Here is an 18,227-nt window from a genome sequence, read left to right as displayed (position 1 = left end):
TTGAATAAGCAGCAAGCTGCAAATGTTTTAGCGTTCGATCTGGGCGCTTCCAGCGGGAGAGCTATCATTGGAAGATGGGACGGATACAAGCTTTCTATTGAAGAAATCCATCGTTTTCCCAATGATCCGGTGCAAGTAGGAACCCGCCTTCAATGGGATATCCTTCGGATTTTTCATGAAATTAAACAGGGCTTATTAAAGGCTAAACAGAGTGGAATCGCACTGGAGAGTATGGCGATCGATTCATGGGCAGTCGACTTTGGTGTCCTTGGTTCCACAGGCGAGCTGCTGATGAATCCCTATCATTATCGGGATCGTCATACGGACGGGATCATGGACGAAGTCGTGGATCGCCTTGGGGCCAGTTCTATCTTCTCCAGAACGGGTATTCAATTTCTCCCGATTAACACGATTTATCAGTTGTATGCGCTTCGTAAGTCGGAGTCCTTCGTGTTCAAAGAAGGGAGATATCTATTGATGATCCCTGATCTATTGCAGTATTTTCTGACAGGCAAAATGAAGAGTGAATTGACCATCAGCAGTACGACACAGCTCTATAACCCCACGCTTGGGGAATGGGATGGCGCTCTGCTGCGCGAACTGGGCATTCCTCGGGAATGGTTTGCAGAGGTCGTTGAGCCGGGAACGGTTGTCGGTTTGCTGACACCGATCGTCTGCGAAGAACTGGATATGGGGCCGCTGCCTGTTGTGGCCGTGGGCGAGCATGATACAGCTTCGGCTGTTTTGGCGGTTCCTGCTGCGGATTCCGACTTCGCGTATTTGATTTCCGGAACGTGGTCTTTGTTGGGGACGGAAGTGCAGCAGCCCGTTTTAAGTCAGCAGGCGCTTGAATGGAACTTCACTAACGAAGGCGGCGTACAGGGAACCTATCGTTTGTTAAAAAACATTATGGGATTGTGGTTGCTTCAAGAGTGCAGAAACGAATGGATAAAGAATGGAAAAGAGTACTCCTTTGCTGAATTATCGAAATTGGCTGAGCAGAGCGAGCCTTTCCGCTCTTTAATCGACCCGGATCACGAGATGTTTTTGAAGCCGGTTCACATGACCCGGCAAATTAGCCGCTTTTGTAGAGAAACCGGTCAAAGCGTACCGCAAACCGAAGGACAATATGCGAGATGCATTTTGGAAAGCTTGGCATTGAAGTATAGGTATGTTTTTGAACGTACGGAACAGTTAGCGGATAAGACGTTTAAGGGATTGCATATGGCAGGAGGAGGCATCCAGAATACGCTCCTATGTCAGTTCACAGCGAGTGCCATTGGCAGGCCGGTATGGACAGGGCCGATTGAGGCAAGTGCCATTGGGAACATCGCGATGCAATTGATCGCATCAGGTATATTTGACTCTATCCAGGAAGCCAGGTCGGCGATTCGGGGATCTTTTGCCATCGATACTTATTTGCCGGAAGAGGGCGCCCGGTGGGAGCAAGAATACCATCGGTTTTTGAATTTAGTGAAGGATTAGTTTACAAAAAAACAAATCCGTTTCCAACTCTGCTAGAGAAGGAAACGGATTGTTTGTATATTCGCATAAATAAAATTATTTCTTTACTCCCCCGCACCATTCGATAATGGTTGCAGCGTATATCTCAACGAGCTTCAAGAAATCGGAAATGCAAATATGTTCATCGACAGCATGTGCATTCTTGCCTGACGGTCCGAAAAGAACGGCAGGGGTTGATGAAAACTTATTAAAAATAAACGAATCGCAAGCGAACGGGGCGCCCTGATAGGGCAATGATGCGCCGACGGCTTGAGTAGAGATGGTTTTAAGCGTATCGAGTAAGGGGTGATCTTCACTCATGCTGGTACCATATAGAAAACGCAGCTTTTTTTCGATCTTAGGCGGATGAGAGCACAGCAGTTCGTCATCTGCAGCTTGATTCTGATAGAAGCTAATAAACTCCTGATACAGCTGTTCCTCCGTCACATCCGGGTAACATTGAATCCATACGTCGAATGAGCAGCTGCTTGGCACGCGGTCTCCCAAATCGATATCGACATCGCCTGCACGCATGACTTGAATGAGAGTCGCCAGTTCCGGATTATTGACATACAGCGGATGAACAGGGGTATGTAGATTTCTCCATTCATGATATTGCCTTATGATTTCCACGAAGCGGGCGGCTGGATAAATGGGATTGATCGTATTTTCTCCGCTGTAGGATCGGCCAGCGCGCCCTTCGAATGTAACACGGAAGTAGCTGCCTCCTTGCGCGGCCGGACAAATGGCCAAATTGGTGGGCTCAGGCACGATGGCCGCATCAGCGTTGTATCCACGAAGACGGCTGGCAAGCGTTCCATTAGCTCCGCCGTATTCTTCATCCACAACGGTCTCAATTAAGAGATCGCCCTGTAATGTATATCCAAGCTCTTTGACGCATTTGGCTGCCATTATGGCGGCCACCATACCGGATTTCATATCAAGTATGCCCAGGCCATACTGCTTGTCCCCTTCGATTTCGCCTCCAAAAGGCTCCTTCGTCCAACGATCGCCGCCTCGGGGAACTGTGTCCATATGTCCAGAGAATAATAGCGACTTTCCGCCGCCGGTTCCTTTAAGCACCCCTACAACATTAGGGCGATTATCATAAATGCGGCCTTCATTGAGAAAAGCCTCGTGCTCTGTTAATCCCTGTACATCAGTAGGCAAAAACACATCGGTGGTAAAGCCAAGCTGCTGCAATAGTTTGTTTACTTCAAGCTGCACTTTCAATTCTTCGCCGTTTGGATATAAGTTTTCGCTTGGGAGACTGACAAGCCTTTGATTTGCTTTCAATATGTCTGTTTGATTTGCTTCGATCCATTGCCTAATGGTTTGTAACATATAAGAGCATCCTCTCCATAAGTATAGTTGTTATTTAAAGCAAAGATACCATATTTATGTGGAAAAGTATAGATGTTATCCACATAAACAAATGTAAATAAAAGAAAACAAACAATTTTTTACTTGCAAAATTCTTTGTTTCCATGTTAATATGAGGCAAGCAATCAGAAGCATAAGGATGGTCAAATAGTCATATTCAAATGGATTCAAATTTTTATGGGAGGGGTGAAGCTGGTGGAGCTTGATACGATTATTCGGGCTCATCAGATTGGCAAACAGTTTGATGGGGTCACCGTATTGCAAGCCTTCGACATGGAGCTAAAGCGTGGGGAAATTCATGCATTAATGGGAGAGAACGGAGCGGGCAAATCGACGCTGATCAAAATTTTATCCGGTATTTACCAGCCTGATCAGGGAATACTTGAGTTTCAAGGTCAGCCGGTTAAAATTGCAAATCCATCCAGGGCGCATAAGCTCGGTGTTTATACGGTTCATCAAGAACCGGCGATGCTTCCACAGTTGTCAGTTGCGGAAAACATTTTTATGGGTTTTCATCCACACAAGCGTTTTATTTTTAGATGGGTCGATCGCAAGCAAATGAATAGTCAAGCTGCAGCTTTATTCCAACGTCTAGGTATAACGATAGATGTTAAGCAAAAAGCCGGCACGCTGACCATCGCCCAGCAACAAATGGTCGAGATTGCAAAAGCGCTGATTCATGATGTGAAGGTGCTCATCCTTGATGAGCCAACAGCTACATTGTCTGTACATGAAGCGGATATATTATTTGAAATCGTAAGGCGATTAAGCGACGAAGGCACCTCCATTTTATTCGTTTCGCATCGGCTGGAGGAAGTGTTTGCGCTGTCTTCGAAAATAACCGTACTTAGAGACGGTATGCAGGTCGGCACTTACCCAACGGCTGAAATGGATGAGAAGCAGCTAGTGAGTTTGATGGTTGGCAGGGACGTCGAGCTTGAACGTTTCCGCCATGAAAGGATTGAACGTAAAGACCCTGTATTGCAGGTGAAGAAACTTACCCATGCCGGCGGCCGGTTCCATGACATCAGCTTTGATTTATACCCCGGTGAAATCGTCGGGTTTGCAGGATTAGTCGGATCAGGACGGACAGATATAGCGGAGGCCTTATTTGGTATTCAAGAAGCAGCTTCCGGAGAAATCCGGTTGGATGGCAAGCAGATCCGCATTCCAAACGTTAAACAGGCGCTAGGAAATGGAATCGCTTACATCCCGGAGGATCGCCACAAGCATGGAGTCGCTCTGGAGATGGATATAGCCTCTAATACGAGCTTGCCAAGCTTGGAGCAATTATCTAGATCAGGCGTTATACAGTTTAGCAAAGAAAAGGAATTAGCAGACAGAATGATCAAGGATTTGCAAATTCGCGCCGTTTCCGCCAAACAGAAGGTCGGTGAATTATCGGGGGGAAATCAACAGAAGGTTGTTTTTGCCAAATGGCTTGCACGCCATCCTAAAATTATTATTCTTGATGAACCGACACGCGGCGTTGACATTGGAGCCAAGAAGGAGATTCATAGAATGATTCATGAACTGGCCATGGACGGCGCTGCAGTCATGTTAATTTCGTCAGACTTGCCGGAAGTTCTGAATCTAGCCGATCGAGTAGTCGTTATGCGGGAAGGGAAGATCATGGCTGAAGTGATAGATGAAGAAATCAATGAAGTGACGATCGGCTCGTATGCAGCCGGCGTACATGCGTAAAGGAAATGGAGGCTTGAACTTGCAACAGCTGCTATGGAGATTAAGTAATCAACGTGAACTGTCTTTGCTTGTTTTTATCGGCTTTCTCGTAATCGTATTTGCAGTCACAACTCCGGCCATGCTATCCGGGGGAAATGTAATGGATTTACTGCAAAATTTAGTTGTCATTTGTTTACTGACCATTGGGGTATTAGTTGTTATTCTGGCTCGAGGGATTGACCTCTCCATTGGCGCGACTATGGGCTTTGTTACCCTATTAGTGGGCAAGCTTGCGGTGGCAGGCTGGCCGCTATGGTCATTAATTATTGTGGGGCTGGCCGCCGGACTCATTGCGGGAGCGATTAATGGCCTTCTTGTCACTGTGGTTAAGCTGCCTCCCATTATTGCCACACTAGGCACGCTTAGCATTTATTCGGGATTGATGTTCGTCATAACCAAGGGACAGTGGATTACGGGCGTCCCCAAACAATTGACGATATTAGGGAGTTTTACGATATTCGGTATTCCTGGAAGAATGATTATCCTTGGGATTATTATGTTGATTGTTATTTTGTTTCTTCAGTTTAGTGTGCTTGGGCGTTATATCTATGCGGTAGGCAATAACCCCAAAGCGGCCAACCTGGCTGGAATTTCCGATGGGCCTATAGTGTTTGTGACTTATTTAATTGCCGGGGCAACAGCAGCGATTGCGGGCATATTGTACGTGTCCTATACGGGATTTACAACACCAACGATGGGGATTGACATGCAAATGAAAGCGATTGCGGCAGCTGTCATTGGCGGGACGAGCATTTTTGGAGGAAGAGGTACACCTATTGGCGGATTTCTTGGATCGGTTTTGCTGGTCATGATTGCTTCATCTCTCGTATTCTACCATCTTCCGGCAATATGGAATAAAGCGGCAGAAGGATTAATTATTTTGATCGCGGTAATTGCTGATTCGGCGTTTGAAAATAAATCACAGAAGTTGGGAAGGTGAGCGTGTAATGAGAAGATGGTTATCTAATTGGACGCTCATGGCATTTCTCGTATTTTTTGTAGAAATGATTATATTAATTTCAATTGCGCCCAACATTCTGGACATTTATAACTTGTCGACTATGCTAAATAACTTTCTTGTCATTGGGATCATGGCCGTATCTATGAGCTTCGTCATTATTTCGGGCGGCATTGATCTATCCATCGGATCCATTGTGAGCCTGAGCGGAATTTCGATGGGGCTTATGTGGCAGGCCGGTATGCCGATTTGGCTTGCTGCGCTCATCGCGATTCTAATCGGCGGATTGGCTGGATGGTTGAATGGATTCATTATAGTGCGTACACGGATTCAACCTTTAATCGCTACACTGGCTACTATGTTCATATTTTCCAGCATTGCCCTTGTACTTGGCGGGGAAAGCTCTATTTCCGGATTTCCAAGTTCGTTCCTTAAGTTAGGCACCGGCTCTTTATTTGGCCTTATTCCATTTCAGGTCATCATTTTTGTCCTGATCGCCTTAATCTTCGGATTTTTATTACAAAAAACAACGTTTGGCCGCATGGTTACTTATATTGGCAACAATGAAAACTCGGCTTCGTATTCGGGCGTATCTGTTAACAAAATCAAGCAATGGACTTACATCTTATCAGGCTTGACTGCGGGATTGGCTGGAGTTATTCTCGGATCCTATTTCTCTGCTGTGCGCGGAGATATGGGTTATCAATTTGAGTTTCTTGTAATTACGGCATGCTTGGTTGGCGGAGTGAATGTGTTTGGCGGATCGGGAACGATATCCGGTGTGGTTCTAGGCACGCTCATCCTTGGGATGCTGAACCAGGGCATGAATATGATGAACATTTCATCTGTCGAGCAGAAAATTATTACGGGGATTATTTTGTTGCTCGCTGTTACGATTCAACAATTAAATACATTTTTTGCCAAGAGGCGATCGAGTGCCCATAAGTCAAAGGATAAAGGGACTGCTCAAACAGAACCTGCATAATTGATTAGTTCTACTCTTTTGAGGGAGGTGATCCTCTTTTTACTGGAGTGATTATGAGTTTATTCAATTAAAAAACAAATTCCAAGGTATAGGAAGGAGTGCTGGAAGTAGTGGTAAAAGTGATGATTCCGCCAGCAGAATTTGCAGAACGTGTTGAAAGATTAAGATCGTTAATGAAATCCCAGGGGATCGATATTTGTTTCATCTATGGAGATGAATATCGCAAAGAGAATTTACGTTATATCAGCAATTATTGGCCGATTTTTGAACGCGGTGCTGCCATTGTATCTATGGAGGGTGAGCCAATCGTACTCGCCGCTCCGGAAGGGGAGATGGTTTGTCGGGAAATGAGCGCTTGGCCGGACATTCGAATGGTTCCTGATTTTGCTTGCGTAACCGTTCCGGATGAAATTGAATATCCGCATGCGAATTATACGAACTTTAAAGCGGTTTTCCAGCGATTCGGCCAGTTCCGCAAAATGGCAATTGTAGGCCTTGATGCTATGTCTCATGATGTGCTGTTAACCATTAAAAATAGTTTGCCTGACCATGCAGAAGTTGTGGACGGCAATGATTTGCTATTTCAGCTTCGCATGAAAAAATCAACTAACGAAATAGCTTGCTTGAAAGAAGCGGCTCGAATTGCGGATGCAGGTTATGAGGCTTTGCTGAAGGAAGCCAAGATCGGCCGAACGGAGAAACAACTCTCGGCGGCTGCACACGATGCAGCTTTTCGTGAAGGAGCTGAACTCATTCCTTTTTGTCTGGTATCCAGCGGGCAACGTGTAAACAGCATTATCGGACGGGCGACGGATAAAGTGATTGAAGATGGCGATATGGTCATGGCGGCATTATCCGTTCAGTACCAGGGATATGTTGCAACGATTAATTTTCCGTTTGTCGTAGGCCGGATGAGCAATGAGCAGAAAGCGTTTATCGATTTGCTTATTCAAGCAGAGGATATTGCATTGGCCCATTTGAAAGCGGGAGAGAGTCAAAGCGAGCTTGTGAAAGCAGTAAAGGCTTACTTCGAGAAGCAACAGGTGAGCCAATACGACTTATATCCCCCACTTCATGGATGCGGGGTAGCAGAAGCAGAATCACCGTACCCGAACGAACGGACAACAGGAGTTTTCGAAGCAGGTATGACCGTGAATACAGACATTAGTCTATTTGGTCATCCCCATGGCTCGAATCGCATTGAAGAATGCTTGATTGTAACGGAGCAGGGATACGAGCCTATGTCGAAATTGGTTAGACAATTAAGTAAAGAATGGAAAGAACGAGGGTCTATTCAGGTGCTGAAATAATAAGGGGGCCACAATATGTCCAAAAAGATGGGGCTTGTTTCATTTATTCTGGTGCTATGTCTTGTGATGGCAGGTTGTAATTCTTCTGCTAAACCATCGGATACGGAGAATCCGGATAACGGACAATCCAAGGCAAATGAAAAGATTAAGGTAGTGATGATGCCGAAAGCGATTGGCAATTCTTATTTTGCTGCCGCTGCCGCAGGGGCGGAAGAAGTGAGCGCAGGTTTAAATATCAATTTTAACTTTAACGGACCCACTACTCTGAATGCTTCACAGCAAGTATCCATGATTAACGGTTATATTGCTCAAAATTACGATGTACTGGCTATTTCCGCGGTTGACCCTACTTCGCTTGTTCCAGCGTTAAAAGAAGCAAAGAATAAGGGAATTAAAGTGATTACATGGGATTCGGATGTAGAACCGGAAGCACGTGATTACTATGTGAATGCCGCTACCTCGGAAGGGATCGGTTCGACGCTGGCGAAACTGGCTTCCGAGAAATTTGCGGGACAAAACGTAGATGTAGCTATTCTTACGTCGACTCCGACAGATCCCAACCAGATTGAATGGATTGGTTCGATCAAGAAAGCAATTGAAGAGCAGTATACTAATCTCAATATTGTTACTACTCAATATGATAATGGAGAACCGGCCACAGGTCTGGCGGCTGCGAGCGATATTCTGAAGGCATATCCCAATGTCAAAGTGATCATTGCTCCGACCTCCATTGGGCTTCCGTCTGCCGCAGAGGCCGTTGAAAAAACCGGTAAGAGCGGCGAAGTGTATGTAACGGGTCTTGCCAATCCGGCAGTTGTGAAACAATATGTCCACAGCGGTACCATTGAACAGTTTGTACTTTGGGACGTTAAGACGTTAGGCAAATTGGCTATGTATGTAGCAAGGGCAGTTGCCGATGGTACAATGCCTACATCAGGCACTTTCAAGGCTGGAGATTTGGGAGAGTTTGAAATTGTTGGCGATAATATAATGCTAGGCTTGCCGTTTGTGTATGACAAAAACAATGTGGACGAATTCGATTACTAGGTGAATGCGATGTTGGTTGCAGAAAGGCTGCAGAAAATTGTCGAACTAGTGAGTGAAAAAGGGAGTATACGCAATACGGAACTCAGTGCGATCTTCCATGTCACGGAAGAAACAATTCGTAGGGATTTGTATAAATTGGAGCGGGAAGGCAAACTTTTGCGAAGTCATGGCGGTGCCGTCAGCATTAGAGAAATTCACACGGAAACTCCATTTGACATTCGAGAAATTACGAACATTCATGAGAAACAACTGATTGCCTTGGAAGCCGTTCAACATATCAAACCGTCTGACCGAATTGCTTTGGACGCTAGCTCGACAGCATGGTATATGGCCAAGATGGTTCCGGATATCGCTATTACTGTGCTTACCAATTCGATGAAAGTGGCCATTGAATTGAGCGCGAAGGAAAAAATTCAAATTATATCGACTGGCGGCATGCTTTCAAAAAAATCACTGTCATTTGTTGGTCCGCTTGCGGAACGATCGCTGGATTTGTACCATGTCAACAAATCTTTTATTTCCAGCAAAGGCGCATACCTTGAACGCGGCATTAGCGAATCTAATGAACTGCAAGCATTAATCAAGAAAAAGATGATTTCTATTGCCGATAAGACGTTCTTATTGTGCGATTTTAGCAAGTTCGGCAAACAGCATTTAACCCAGATAGCAGACTGGAATCAAATTCATCATGTGATTACAGATGTAAAGACGGATCAGAAGTTTGTTGAAGGTCTGCAGCGGATGTCCGTTCAAGTTAAGCTTGTAGGCGATTAAACTAACGAATCAGGAGCCAAAGATATCTAGTAGAACAATTTGAAAACATATACTTAAAACGAGGGCTTCCTCCACAGACGTAGATGTGGACGGGAAGCCTTTTTTTCAATATGGGGTGTTTTACTGAGGCATTAGGTGGTTTTGCCTACTTTTCTGGCGTATATCGTTTGTTGGACTTTTCCGGCAGTATGGACGTTCCTAACTGGATTTCTTACAGCTAGTTTGCTCCTCTAGGGCGAGGGACGGAAACTAAGTGGAAAAACCGCAGCTAGTTTGTGCGAAAAAGGCGATTTCAGCCAAAATCCTCGATTTTAAGTGCAGTTTTTCCATTTACTTTAATCACTTTCTGCCATTCGCCTGAATTTACCTGCATAAATTACAGCTAAATCGTTTACCACTTATTGTTATATGATATATATATCGTAAAATATGAACAAAAGATGCGAGACGGGATCATCCGATCCTAGCTTAGCGATCACGGTCATTCAACGGTTGTCGATCCGTTCTTCAATTTCCTCTATGATCGTTTGTCCGCCTTGGGCGTACCACTCGTTCACAAAATCATCGAACGAATCGACAGGGATTTCGCCCAGAACGATTTTGTAGAATGTTTCGTTTTCGAGCTTGAGCAGGGTATCCCATTTGCGTTCCATAGCCGGTGTCATCGATGTAAATTGATTATAGACCTCTTTATCCATCTTCCGCGTTACAATCTCGCCCCCATACAAATAGGCGTGGGGAGCGGCCCAATCGCTGACATTGTTCTCCAGCTGCTGTTCTCTTCGCAGCCATCGGTTGTAATGCCCCCTCATTTCAGGGGATAACGAATCAGGCGGGGCTTTCCCCTCCACGACTTGAACAAGCGCCGCATATTTACGGGAGACGGCGTCGGCATAATCGATGGTCAAATAAAGGGGGGAGAGCGGAATAATCATCCCCGGATCCAATTGGTTGTACTCCCCATCCGGCAGCCGGGAGTCCGCTAAATGCTGGTTCGCATAGACAATCGCCGCTTCGGGGTGGGCGAACCCTTTGCGCACGACCAGGTAATAGGAACTGACCGGCATTTTCTGCGTGTTATAACGGCCGTTGGCATCCGCGATTAAATAGGGCCGCCAATCGGCCGACGGATCTTGTTTCACCGCTTCGACGATGTTCCAAGGGGAGAACCATGAACCGAAGAACATGCCGCTTCGGCCTGCGGACAACAGATCCATCGGTTCCGTCCGGTAGGGAAAATCGGGATCGATTAAGCCGGACGCATACATGCCGCGAATTGTTTCGAGCGCATGCTTCGTTTCGGGCCGGGTGGAGCCATAGACGATCCGCCCCTCGTCATCCCGCAGCCACAATCCCGGAAAAGCGTCATGCGCGGCGAAAATTCCCGTGAAATCATACATACCGGCTAAAGCGTAGAGGTTTGTTTTGGTGCCGGATAATCCGACCGTATCCTTCAGGCCGTTGCCGTCCGGATCGCCTTCCACGAACGCCTTCGCAATCGTTATGACGTCTTCCATCGTACGGGGCGGCGCCAGCCCGAGCCGGCCCAGCCAATCCTGCCGCACCCACAGCATGCTGACGGAATCGGCCTGGATCGAAATATTGGGAAGCGCCATTAACTTGCCGTCGATCGTCGCATTTTCCAGCACGCTTATCCCGGAGGAAGCGTATATTTCCTTCATAAGTGTCGAGGCGTACTTGCCGTAAGCATCGGTTAAATCTTCGATTTGACCGTACTCCGCCAATTGCCTGAACATCGGTTCGTCGACGATCATGGCGTCCGGCAGCACGTTGCTTTCGACGGCCAGATGGAGCTTCTGCGTGTAATTATTGTCGGAAGCGTACCAATCGACCTTAAACTTAATATTTGTTTTCTTATAATAGTAATCGGTGAACGAATTGTTCTCGATCGTTTCGCCTTCCTGCAGCGTCAGTCCGGGCGGAACATTCTTGACGACCGACATTTCTACCGGATACGGAAGCCGGAACGGGTCCACGGGCGAATCGAGGGCGGCATCGGACGCACTTTCGTCTACCGTGTCCGCCGCAAGGCCGGCAATTTCACCATGGTCGCATCCCGCCAGAACCAGACCGGAGAACAGGGGCAGGAGCAGGATCGAGACCATCATCCCAGGTGTATAAAGCTTCCGCCCCGCACAATTCCTTTTGCCGCTCTTCTTCATCGCCATCCCTCCTTGACTCTCCTTGACAAGTTCAATGCGGTTAACCGTACAATTTGCGAAACTCGCTTGGCAGCATACCGGTCCATTTGCGAAACACTTTGGAGAAATATTTTTCGTTCGGATAGCCGGATTCCATCGCCACCCAATGAATCGGCTTATTGGTTTGCTTCAACAATTTCTCCGAATGTTTCATGCGCACTTCCCGCGTATAATCGTTAAAAGTTCGGCCTGTAATATCGTGAAAACAGCGGCTGAAATAACTTCGGCTCATTCCTACTCGCTTGGCGACGTCGGTCAAAGTGAGATCGGATTGGAATTCGCCTTGAATGAGCGCCTGCGCTTTTACAATGCAATGAATCATCTCGGGCGCATACGGGATGTCGGTGATTCGATTCCCGACCGCCGTCTTGAGCGCTTGAATCCATGCCAACCCATCGTCCCACGTTGTCATTCGGTCCGCATCGGGTGAGGGGCACGAATCCGGCGGCAGCAATGTTTTCCACTCCTCGTACCCCTTCTGCCATCCGTCTTGCAGACGAGCGGGGGAGGGTTGGAGCTGCAACGTTTCGTCAATCAACGCCGTGCATTCCTCGTCGTCGACCGTCCATTTTCCCTCCGCCCACCGATGGAGCAGAGACTCCGTTCGCAGTTGTTCGCCGGAAGGCGAGACTTCGCCGCTCGGCAGCTGTCCGTAGAACGATGGCTGAACGTCCCCGCTTCCATTGCGTTCCCGAATTCTCCGCAGCACTTCATCCATCTTCTCATCTTCCAATTCTACTTTCGTAATATAATCGATCGCTCCCATCCGAAGCGCTTCCTGAATATAATCGAACTTATCGTGAAAGGTGAGCACGACCATATGGATATGAGGGTAGAGTCGCCGGACTTCGCGCATTAGTTCAAGCCCGGACATGACGGGCATATGCAGGTCGGTAATTAACAGATCGACGGGATGATCGGCCATAAATTCCAGCGCTTTCTTCGCGCTTTCCGCTTCGCCCGCCACTTCCATCCCGTAACGCTTCCACGGCATCATCGCAATAAAGCCTTTACGCACCAAATAATCGTCGTCCACAACAAGCACCTTAGTCATTCACTTCGTTCCTCCCCGCTGGCAATAGGCAGGGTTAACGCAATGCACGTTCCCTTGCCGACCTGGCTGCGAATGTCGAGATTGGCCCGTTCACCGTATTTAAACTTCATGATCCGATGGACATACCGCAGACCGATGCCCATTCCCGCTTGCTTGCCATCCTCGCCATCCAATAACTTCCGAATCTGTTCCTCTGTCATGCCGCTTCCGTTGTCACAGACTCTCAATACGACATGCGTATCCCCTTGCTTGGAAATGTTCACTTCAATTCGCCCGTTCTCCTCGTTCAGACCGTGGTATAGCGAATTCTCGACCAACGGCTGCAGAATAAATCGCGGAATAGGCAAATCCAGGGCGTCCGGCTCGGCGTACATTTGGACATTGAATTGAAAATTGTAGCGAATGCCTTGCAGCGTAACATAATTTTGCAGCGCATCCATCTCTTCCTTAATCGTCGAAACCTCTTGTTTGCCAAGATTATAATAGAGCACCTTCGTCAACGTCGAGACGAGCCGGTCAATATCTTGCTGCCCGTTGGCTCGCGCCAGCCAGCGAACCGTATCCAAGGAATTGTACAGAAAATGAGGGTTGATCTGGTGCATGAGCTTCTCCACTTCAAGCTGGGCTTTCCGCTGCTCGTTCGCGGCCACTTCCGTAATTAATTCCCCGATTCGTTGACTCATGCTCCGAAATTCTCCCTGTAATTGCTCGAATTCGATCATAGAAGCGGTTGGTTTCAATAGGCGAGTATATTCGTGATTATCTTTGAAATGCCGGATGTCTCTGCTGAGCAGCATCAGCGGGCGGTAGACGGTACGCCAGATGAGCCAAGCCAACGAAAGGCCCAGCGCGATGGACAGAATGGCAAAAAGAATATAATGCCGCACCCATTGATGAATTTCATTATTGTAAGCCGACTTGGAAATGACGGCCACCACTTTCCAGCCTTGGTTGCTCTTCTCCTCAAAAAAATAATTGTCCTGGCTCGCCTCCCCTTTTATCCCTTGCTCGAAGAGCGACCCGATCGGGAATTCGGCGGTATGCTGACTATAAGCAATTCGATTTCGGTTATCGACTAGCAGAGTCGCGAAATTTCCTTCGTTCGGATTTAAAATCTCGTCCAGCAGCTTAGGGTCCGTTTCGATATATAAAAACAAATCGTCCCGTTCGGGCAGCCGCACCTGTCTTAAGATAGACAACACGTCGTTGTTATTCAGCGTACTTACCGACGGATGCGGGTTAAAGTAAGTCATCGTTTTAAATTCCATCATCACCGAGAGGTGATCGATATTGAAGTCGTCTCGCACACTAAAGGTTTCGAACAATTTCGTATCCGTCGACTGGAAGAAGTAGAACATCAAGCCGATCGAAGGATTCGTAAATTGAACCAGATTGATTTGGTTCGATATTTCTTCGTGCAGCGCCCGTTTCTCGTAATGGCTCGCATTGATGTAGCGCTCGATGTTTTTGCCCACTCTGCCGTCAAAGGTCAACTGCTGCGAAACGTGGTTTAATTGATTCAGTGTATTTTCCAGGGACGTTCGCATTTGGTGTAAATTGTTGATCACGCCGGTTTCCGCTTTATTTTTTAAGATGGAGTACATGGAATAATAGGAGATCGGACCGATGAACGCGAGCGGAATGATCGTAGATAGTAATAATAGAAGCGTCAATCTATGTTTTAAAGAACGGAGTCCGGCTATTCTCATAAGCCTGTGTCCTATCCGCATGCTGCACCGCCTCGTGTCCGTTTAAGATTGCTGTATTCTACTATTATATCACGCTATTAAAAGATGAAATGGCGGCAGGAAGTGAACGAACGTCTCTTTCGGGTGCATTTTTGTATAAATTGTCATTCCGCGTTCGGCATTTGAAGATCATTGTCCTCTGCGGCGAAGACCGGGTATGCCCTTCAAGCGGACCTTCTTTGTATATAATGAAATCGCTTGAAACATACAAACAAGCTAGACGCGTTGAGGAGGTAATAAAATTGAAAAAACAGTGGTTCGTATGGCCGTTGGTGCTGGTCATGCTTTTTCTGCAAGCGTGTTCAGGCGGGGGCGGCTCGGGCGATTCGCCTGCGGCAACCGAAAAGGGCGGCAAGGGGGACAAAGTCACCATTACTTATGCATTGTGGGATAAAAACATGCAGTCCGCTTATGAAGAAATTATTCGGAAATTCCAAGATGCCCATCCGAATATTGAAGTCAAGATGGAGCTTACGCCTTGGGAACAATATTGGGTGAAAATGGAGGCGGCGGCAACGGGCGGCGCTTTGCCCGATGTGCTCTGGATGAACGGTCCGAACTTTCTGAAATACGCTCTAAACGACATGCTCGCTCCGATCGGCGATCGGGTCGCTGCGGACGGGGTTGACCTGAACCATTACCCGAAAGCGTTGATCGATCTGTATTCCTATGACGGCAAACCTTATGCGTTGCCGGGATACTACGACACGGTTGCGTTGTACTACAATAAGAAAATATTCGACGATGCCGGTCTGCCATATCCCGACGATACTTGGGACTGGGCCAAGCTCAAGGAGGTTGCCGCTTCATTGACGGACACTTCCAAAGGGATCTACGGCTTCAGCGCGGAACTGTGGAACCAGGGCGCCTTCTATAATACGATCTTCCAAGCGGGCGGATATGTGATATCGGAAGACAAAAAGTCGTCAGGATACGATAAGCCCGAAGCGATCGCCGGACTTAAATTTTTGACCGACATGATCCAAGAAGGCATTTCGCCGACCTTCGCTCAATTAAGCGAAACGCCGGGCAATACGTTGTTCGAATCAGGCAAAAGCGCTTTGTATTTCGGAGGTTCCTGGTATCAGGGGGCTTTGATGAAGGCGGAGGCGCTGAAAGGCAATATCGGCGTAACCTTGCTGCCGAAAGGGGAGAAGCGCGCTACGGTTATGCACGGCGTCAGCTACGCCTTATCCGCGAAAACCAAGCACCCCGAAGAGGCTTGGAAATTCATTAACTATTTGGGGTCTAAAGAAGCGGCCGAAATTTTAGGGGAGACGGGAACGACGATTCCGGCGTTTAAAGGGACGGAGGGCGCTTGGGTGAAATCCAATACGGAGTTGGACTTGCAAGTGTTCATCGATTCCACGGAGTACGGTATGCCGTTCCCGGTATCCAAGCTGACTTCCGAATGGCAGGAAAAAGAGACCGAAATCCTGGGAAGAGCTTGGGAAGGCTCGATGAGCATCGAAGACGCGGCCAAACAGTTGGCCGACGAGATGAACAAAATTCTATCGAAAGAATAATAAATGGCAAGACACGTTGTCGGCTCTGTCATCGGTACAGAGCCGATTACCATCTTATTTCGAAGGAGAGGTTAAGGAATGAACGCCGAGCATGCAAGCAAGAAGAGCATCGGTATAAGCGGCAATTCCCCCCGACCTCGCAGGGGCTTAAGCACGTTTAAACGGCAAGATTATACATGGGCCTACCTGATGATCGCGCCGACGGTGATCGGTTTGCTGATCTTCTATGTATGGCCCGTTTTCCAAACGATTTTTTTCAGTTTTACGGAGTGGGGAGATTTCGGCAAATATCACTGGACCGGTCTCGACAATTATAAGAATATGATGCAGGATGCGGAAGTCCTCAAGGCGTTCCGCAATACGTTTGTCTATACCTTGTTGGTCGTGCCTATATCGATTGCGTTATCGACGATCATTGCGGTGATGCTGAATCAGAAAATCAAAGGGCAATCGGTTTATCGCACACTTTATTTTTTGCCTGTCGTGACGATGCCCGCGGCCATCGGTATGGTCTGGAAATGGTTGTACAATACCGAGTACGGTCTGATCAATTATTTGCTCAGCCTGTTGTCCATCGATAAAATAGCGTTCGTCACCGACGCGAATATTGCGCTCTATTCGATTATCGCCGTTGCGATCTGGAGTTCGCTGGGCACCAATATCGTCATTCTGCTTTCCGGTCTTCAAGGCATATCCGGCTCCTACTACGAGGCGGCGGAGATGGACGGGGCCGGACCGTTTGTGCGCTTTTTCCATATTACGCTGCCGTTGTTGACGCCTACGTTGTTTTTTGTGACGATCATGGGATTGATCGCTGCATTCCAAGTGTTCGATTTGCTATTTATAATCGTGCAAAATGCGAGCCCTTCCGTGCTTGAGAGTACCCAAAGCGTCGTTTACCTGTTCTATAAGTATGCTTTTGTAACGAACAATAAGGGTTACGCCGCCGCCATCGCTGTGACGCTGTTCGCCGTCATTTTAATGATCACCGCGGTGCAGATGAAATTACAGAAAAAATGGGTTCATTATTAAGAGGAAGGTTGGAAGGGGAGAAAGGGAATGTTAGTGCGAAACCGTACGTTCGGTCGGCTTGCGATTCACGCTATTCTATGTTTCGGAGCGGCCCTGATGGTAGGACCTTTCATCTGGATGCTGCTTACTTCGGTGAAGACGTTTAGCGAAGCGGCTCAAGTGCCGCCCGTTATTTTACCGTCCCGTTTGGTATGGGAAAATTACACGGAAGTGTTGCGGGTGCTGCCTTTTGACAAATATTACTTCAACACCGCGATCACGACCATCTCGCGGACATTGGGTCAAGTTCTGTTATGTTCCATGGCGGCTTACGCCTTCGCGAGAATCGAATTTCCGGGAAGAAACTTTTTATTTATGCTTTGTTTGTCCGTATTGATGGTTCCCAGTCAAATTTTCATTATTCCGCAATTTCTCATTATGAAGGATTTGGGCTGGCTGAACTCGCTTCAAGCTTTGATCGTTCCGGGCATCTTTAGCGCATTCGGCACGTTTTTGCTGAGACAATTTTTTATGACGCTGCCCAAAGATGTGGAGGAAGCCGCGAAATTGGACGGGTGCAATCACTTCCTCACCTACTGGCGCATCATGCTGCCGATGGTGAAGCCGGCGCTCATTGCCTTGACCATCTTCACCGCGTTGGCTTCATGGAACGAATTGCTGTGGCCGCTGATCGTGAACACTTCGCCGGACAAGATGACATTGGCCGCGGGGATCGCGTCGCTGAAGGGGCAGTACACCACCGATTATCCGACGATGATGGCCGGCACGTTAATGGCGACATTGCCGATGATCGCGATGTTCATTGTGCTGCAGAGATACTTTATCGAAGGGATTGCTCTGACTGGATCCAAAGGTTGATTTAAACTAACCTGGAGTATGTCCCGAGTTGGCAGGTGTATGGATAATGCTGTCTACTTGACAGGGTGCAGTTCAGAAAAGGCG

General features: G+C 47.5%; 14 protein-coding genes. 10 read left to right on the top strand and 4 right to left on the bottom strand.

Going from position 1 to position 18,227, the window contains the following annotated elements:
• A complete protein-coding gene (locus tag KJS69_RS13635) occupies positions 1-1,485 on the top strand; it encodes a rhamnulokinase (RefSeq protein WP_213584319.1) in 1,485 nt (494 codons plus the stop codon).
• 75 nt (positions 1,486-1,560) lie between these two features.
• Here the strand turns inward: KJS69_RS13635 and KJS69_RS13630 are convergent, their stop codons facing one another.
• Entirely contained in the window at positions 1,561-2,847 is a 1,287-nt protein-coding gene (locus KJS69_RS13630) for a M20/M25/M40 family metallo-hydrolase (RefSeq protein ID WP_213584318.1), read from the bottom strand.
• 234 nt (positions 2,848-3,081) lie between these two features.
• On the opposite strand from KJS69_RS13630, the gene KJS69_RS13625 reads away from it, so the two are divergent.
• The 6 genes from KJS69_RS13625 to KJS69_RS13600 all read left to right on the top strand — a co-directional run bounded on the left by KJS69_RS13625 (position 3,082) and on the right by KJS69_RS13600 (position 9,703).
• Positions 3,082-4,590 (top strand): sugar ABC transporter ATP-binding protein, encoded by a 1,509-nt coding sequence (locus KJS69_RS13625; RefSeq protein ID WP_213584317.1) that lies wholly within the window; start codon positions 3,082-3,084, stop codon positions 4,588-4,590.
• A gap of 19 nt (positions 4,591-4,609) precedes the next feature.
• On the top strand, positions 4,610-5,569 hold the full coding sequence (locus KJS69_RS13620; protein ID WP_213584316.1) for an ABC transporter permease: 960 nt from the start codon (positions 4,610-4,612) through the stop codon (positions 5,567-5,569).
• Positions 5,570-5,576: 7 nt separating this feature from the next.
• Positions 5,577-6,572 (top strand): ABC transporter permease, encoded by a 996-nt coding sequence (locus tag KJS69_RS13615; protein WP_213584315.1) that lies wholly within the window; start codon positions 5,577-5,579, stop codon positions 6,570-6,572.
• A gap of 110 nt (positions 6,573-6,682) precedes the next feature.
• Positions 6,683-7,882, top strand: coding sequence for a M24 family metallopeptidase (locus KJS69_RS13610; protein ID WP_213584314.1), 1,200 nt, complete (start codon positions 6,683-6,685; stop codon positions 7,880-7,882).
• A 15-nt stretch (positions 7,883-7,897) separates the two neighbouring features.
• Positions 7,898-8,929, top strand: a complete 1,032-nt coding sequence (locus KJS69_RS13605) for an autoinducer 2 ABC transporter substrate-binding protein (protein WP_213584313.1) — start codon at positions 7,898-7,900, stop codon at positions 8,927-8,929.
• A gap of 9 nt (positions 8,930-8,938) precedes the next feature.
• Positions 8,939-9,703: a DeoR/GlpR family DNA-binding transcription regulator gene (locus KJS69_RS13600; protein ID WP_213584312.1), complete on the top strand. Its 765-nt coding sequence runs from the start codon at positions 8,939-8,941 to the stop codon at positions 9,701-9,703.
• A gap of 485 nt (positions 9,704-10,188) precedes the next feature.
• Here KJS69_RS13600 and KJS69_RS13595 read toward each other — a convergent pair whose 3' ends face one another.
• Genes KJS69_RS13595 through KJS69_RS13585 form a run of 3 tightly spaced genes read right to left on the bottom strand, consistent with a single transcriptional unit; the run spans position 10,189 to position 14,709 of the window.
• Positions 10,189-11,886 carry an extracellular solute-binding protein gene (locus KJS69_RS13595; protein WP_213584311.1) on the bottom strand — a complete coding sequence of 566 codons (1,698 nt, stop codon included), beginning with the start codon at positions 11,884-11,886 and terminating at the stop codon, positions 10,189-10,191.
• Positions 11,887-11,926: 40 nt separating this feature from the next.
• Positions 11,927-12,979, bottom strand: coding sequence for a response regulator transcription factor (locus tag KJS69_RS13590; protein ID WP_213584310.1), 1,053 nt, complete (start codon positions 12,977-12,979; stop codon positions 11,927-11,929).
• Positions 12,976-14,709: a sensor histidine kinase gene (locus tag KJS69_RS13585; RefSeq protein WP_213584309.1), complete on the bottom strand. Its 1,734-nt coding sequence runs from the start codon at positions 14,707-14,709 to the stop codon at positions 12,976-12,978. The genes KJS69_RS13590 and KJS69_RS13585 overlap by 4 nt, the downstream gene beginning before the upstream one ends.
• Before the next feature lie 260 nt (positions 14,710-14,969).
• Here KJS69_RS13585 and KJS69_RS13580 point away from each other — a divergent pair, with 260 nt between their 5' ends.
• From KJS69_RS13580 to KJS69_RS13570, 3 genes are all read left to right on the top strand, one after another.
• Positions 14,970-16,253 carry an ABC transporter substrate-binding protein gene (locus KJS69_RS13580; protein ID WP_249730507.1) on the top strand — a complete coding sequence of 428 codons (1,284 nt, stop codon included), beginning with the start codon at positions 14,970-14,972 and terminating at the stop codon, positions 16,251-16,253.
• Positions 16,254-16,331: 78 nt separating this feature from the next.
• Complete coding sequence (locus KJS69_RS13575; protein WP_213584308.1) at positions 16,332-17,285, top strand: carbohydrate ABC transporter permease; 954 nt, start codon at positions 16,332-16,334, stop codon at positions 17,283-17,285.
• Between the two features lie 27 nt (positions 17,286-17,312).
• Positions 17,313-18,143, top strand: a complete 831-nt coding sequence (locus tag KJS69_RS13570; RefSeq protein WP_213584307.1) for a carbohydrate ABC transporter permease — start codon at positions 17,313-17,315, stop codon at positions 18,141-18,143.
• Positions 18,144-18,227: the final 84 nt, after the last annotated feature.

Origin of the sequence: Paenibacillus sp. J2TS4, from assembly GCF_018403245.1 — a bacterium.
In the GTDB taxonomy this organism is placed as follows: Bacteria; Bacillota; Bacilli; order Paenibacillales; family NBRC-103111; genus Paenibacillus_L.
This window is presented reverse-complemented; position numbering and strand designations above follow the sequence as displayed.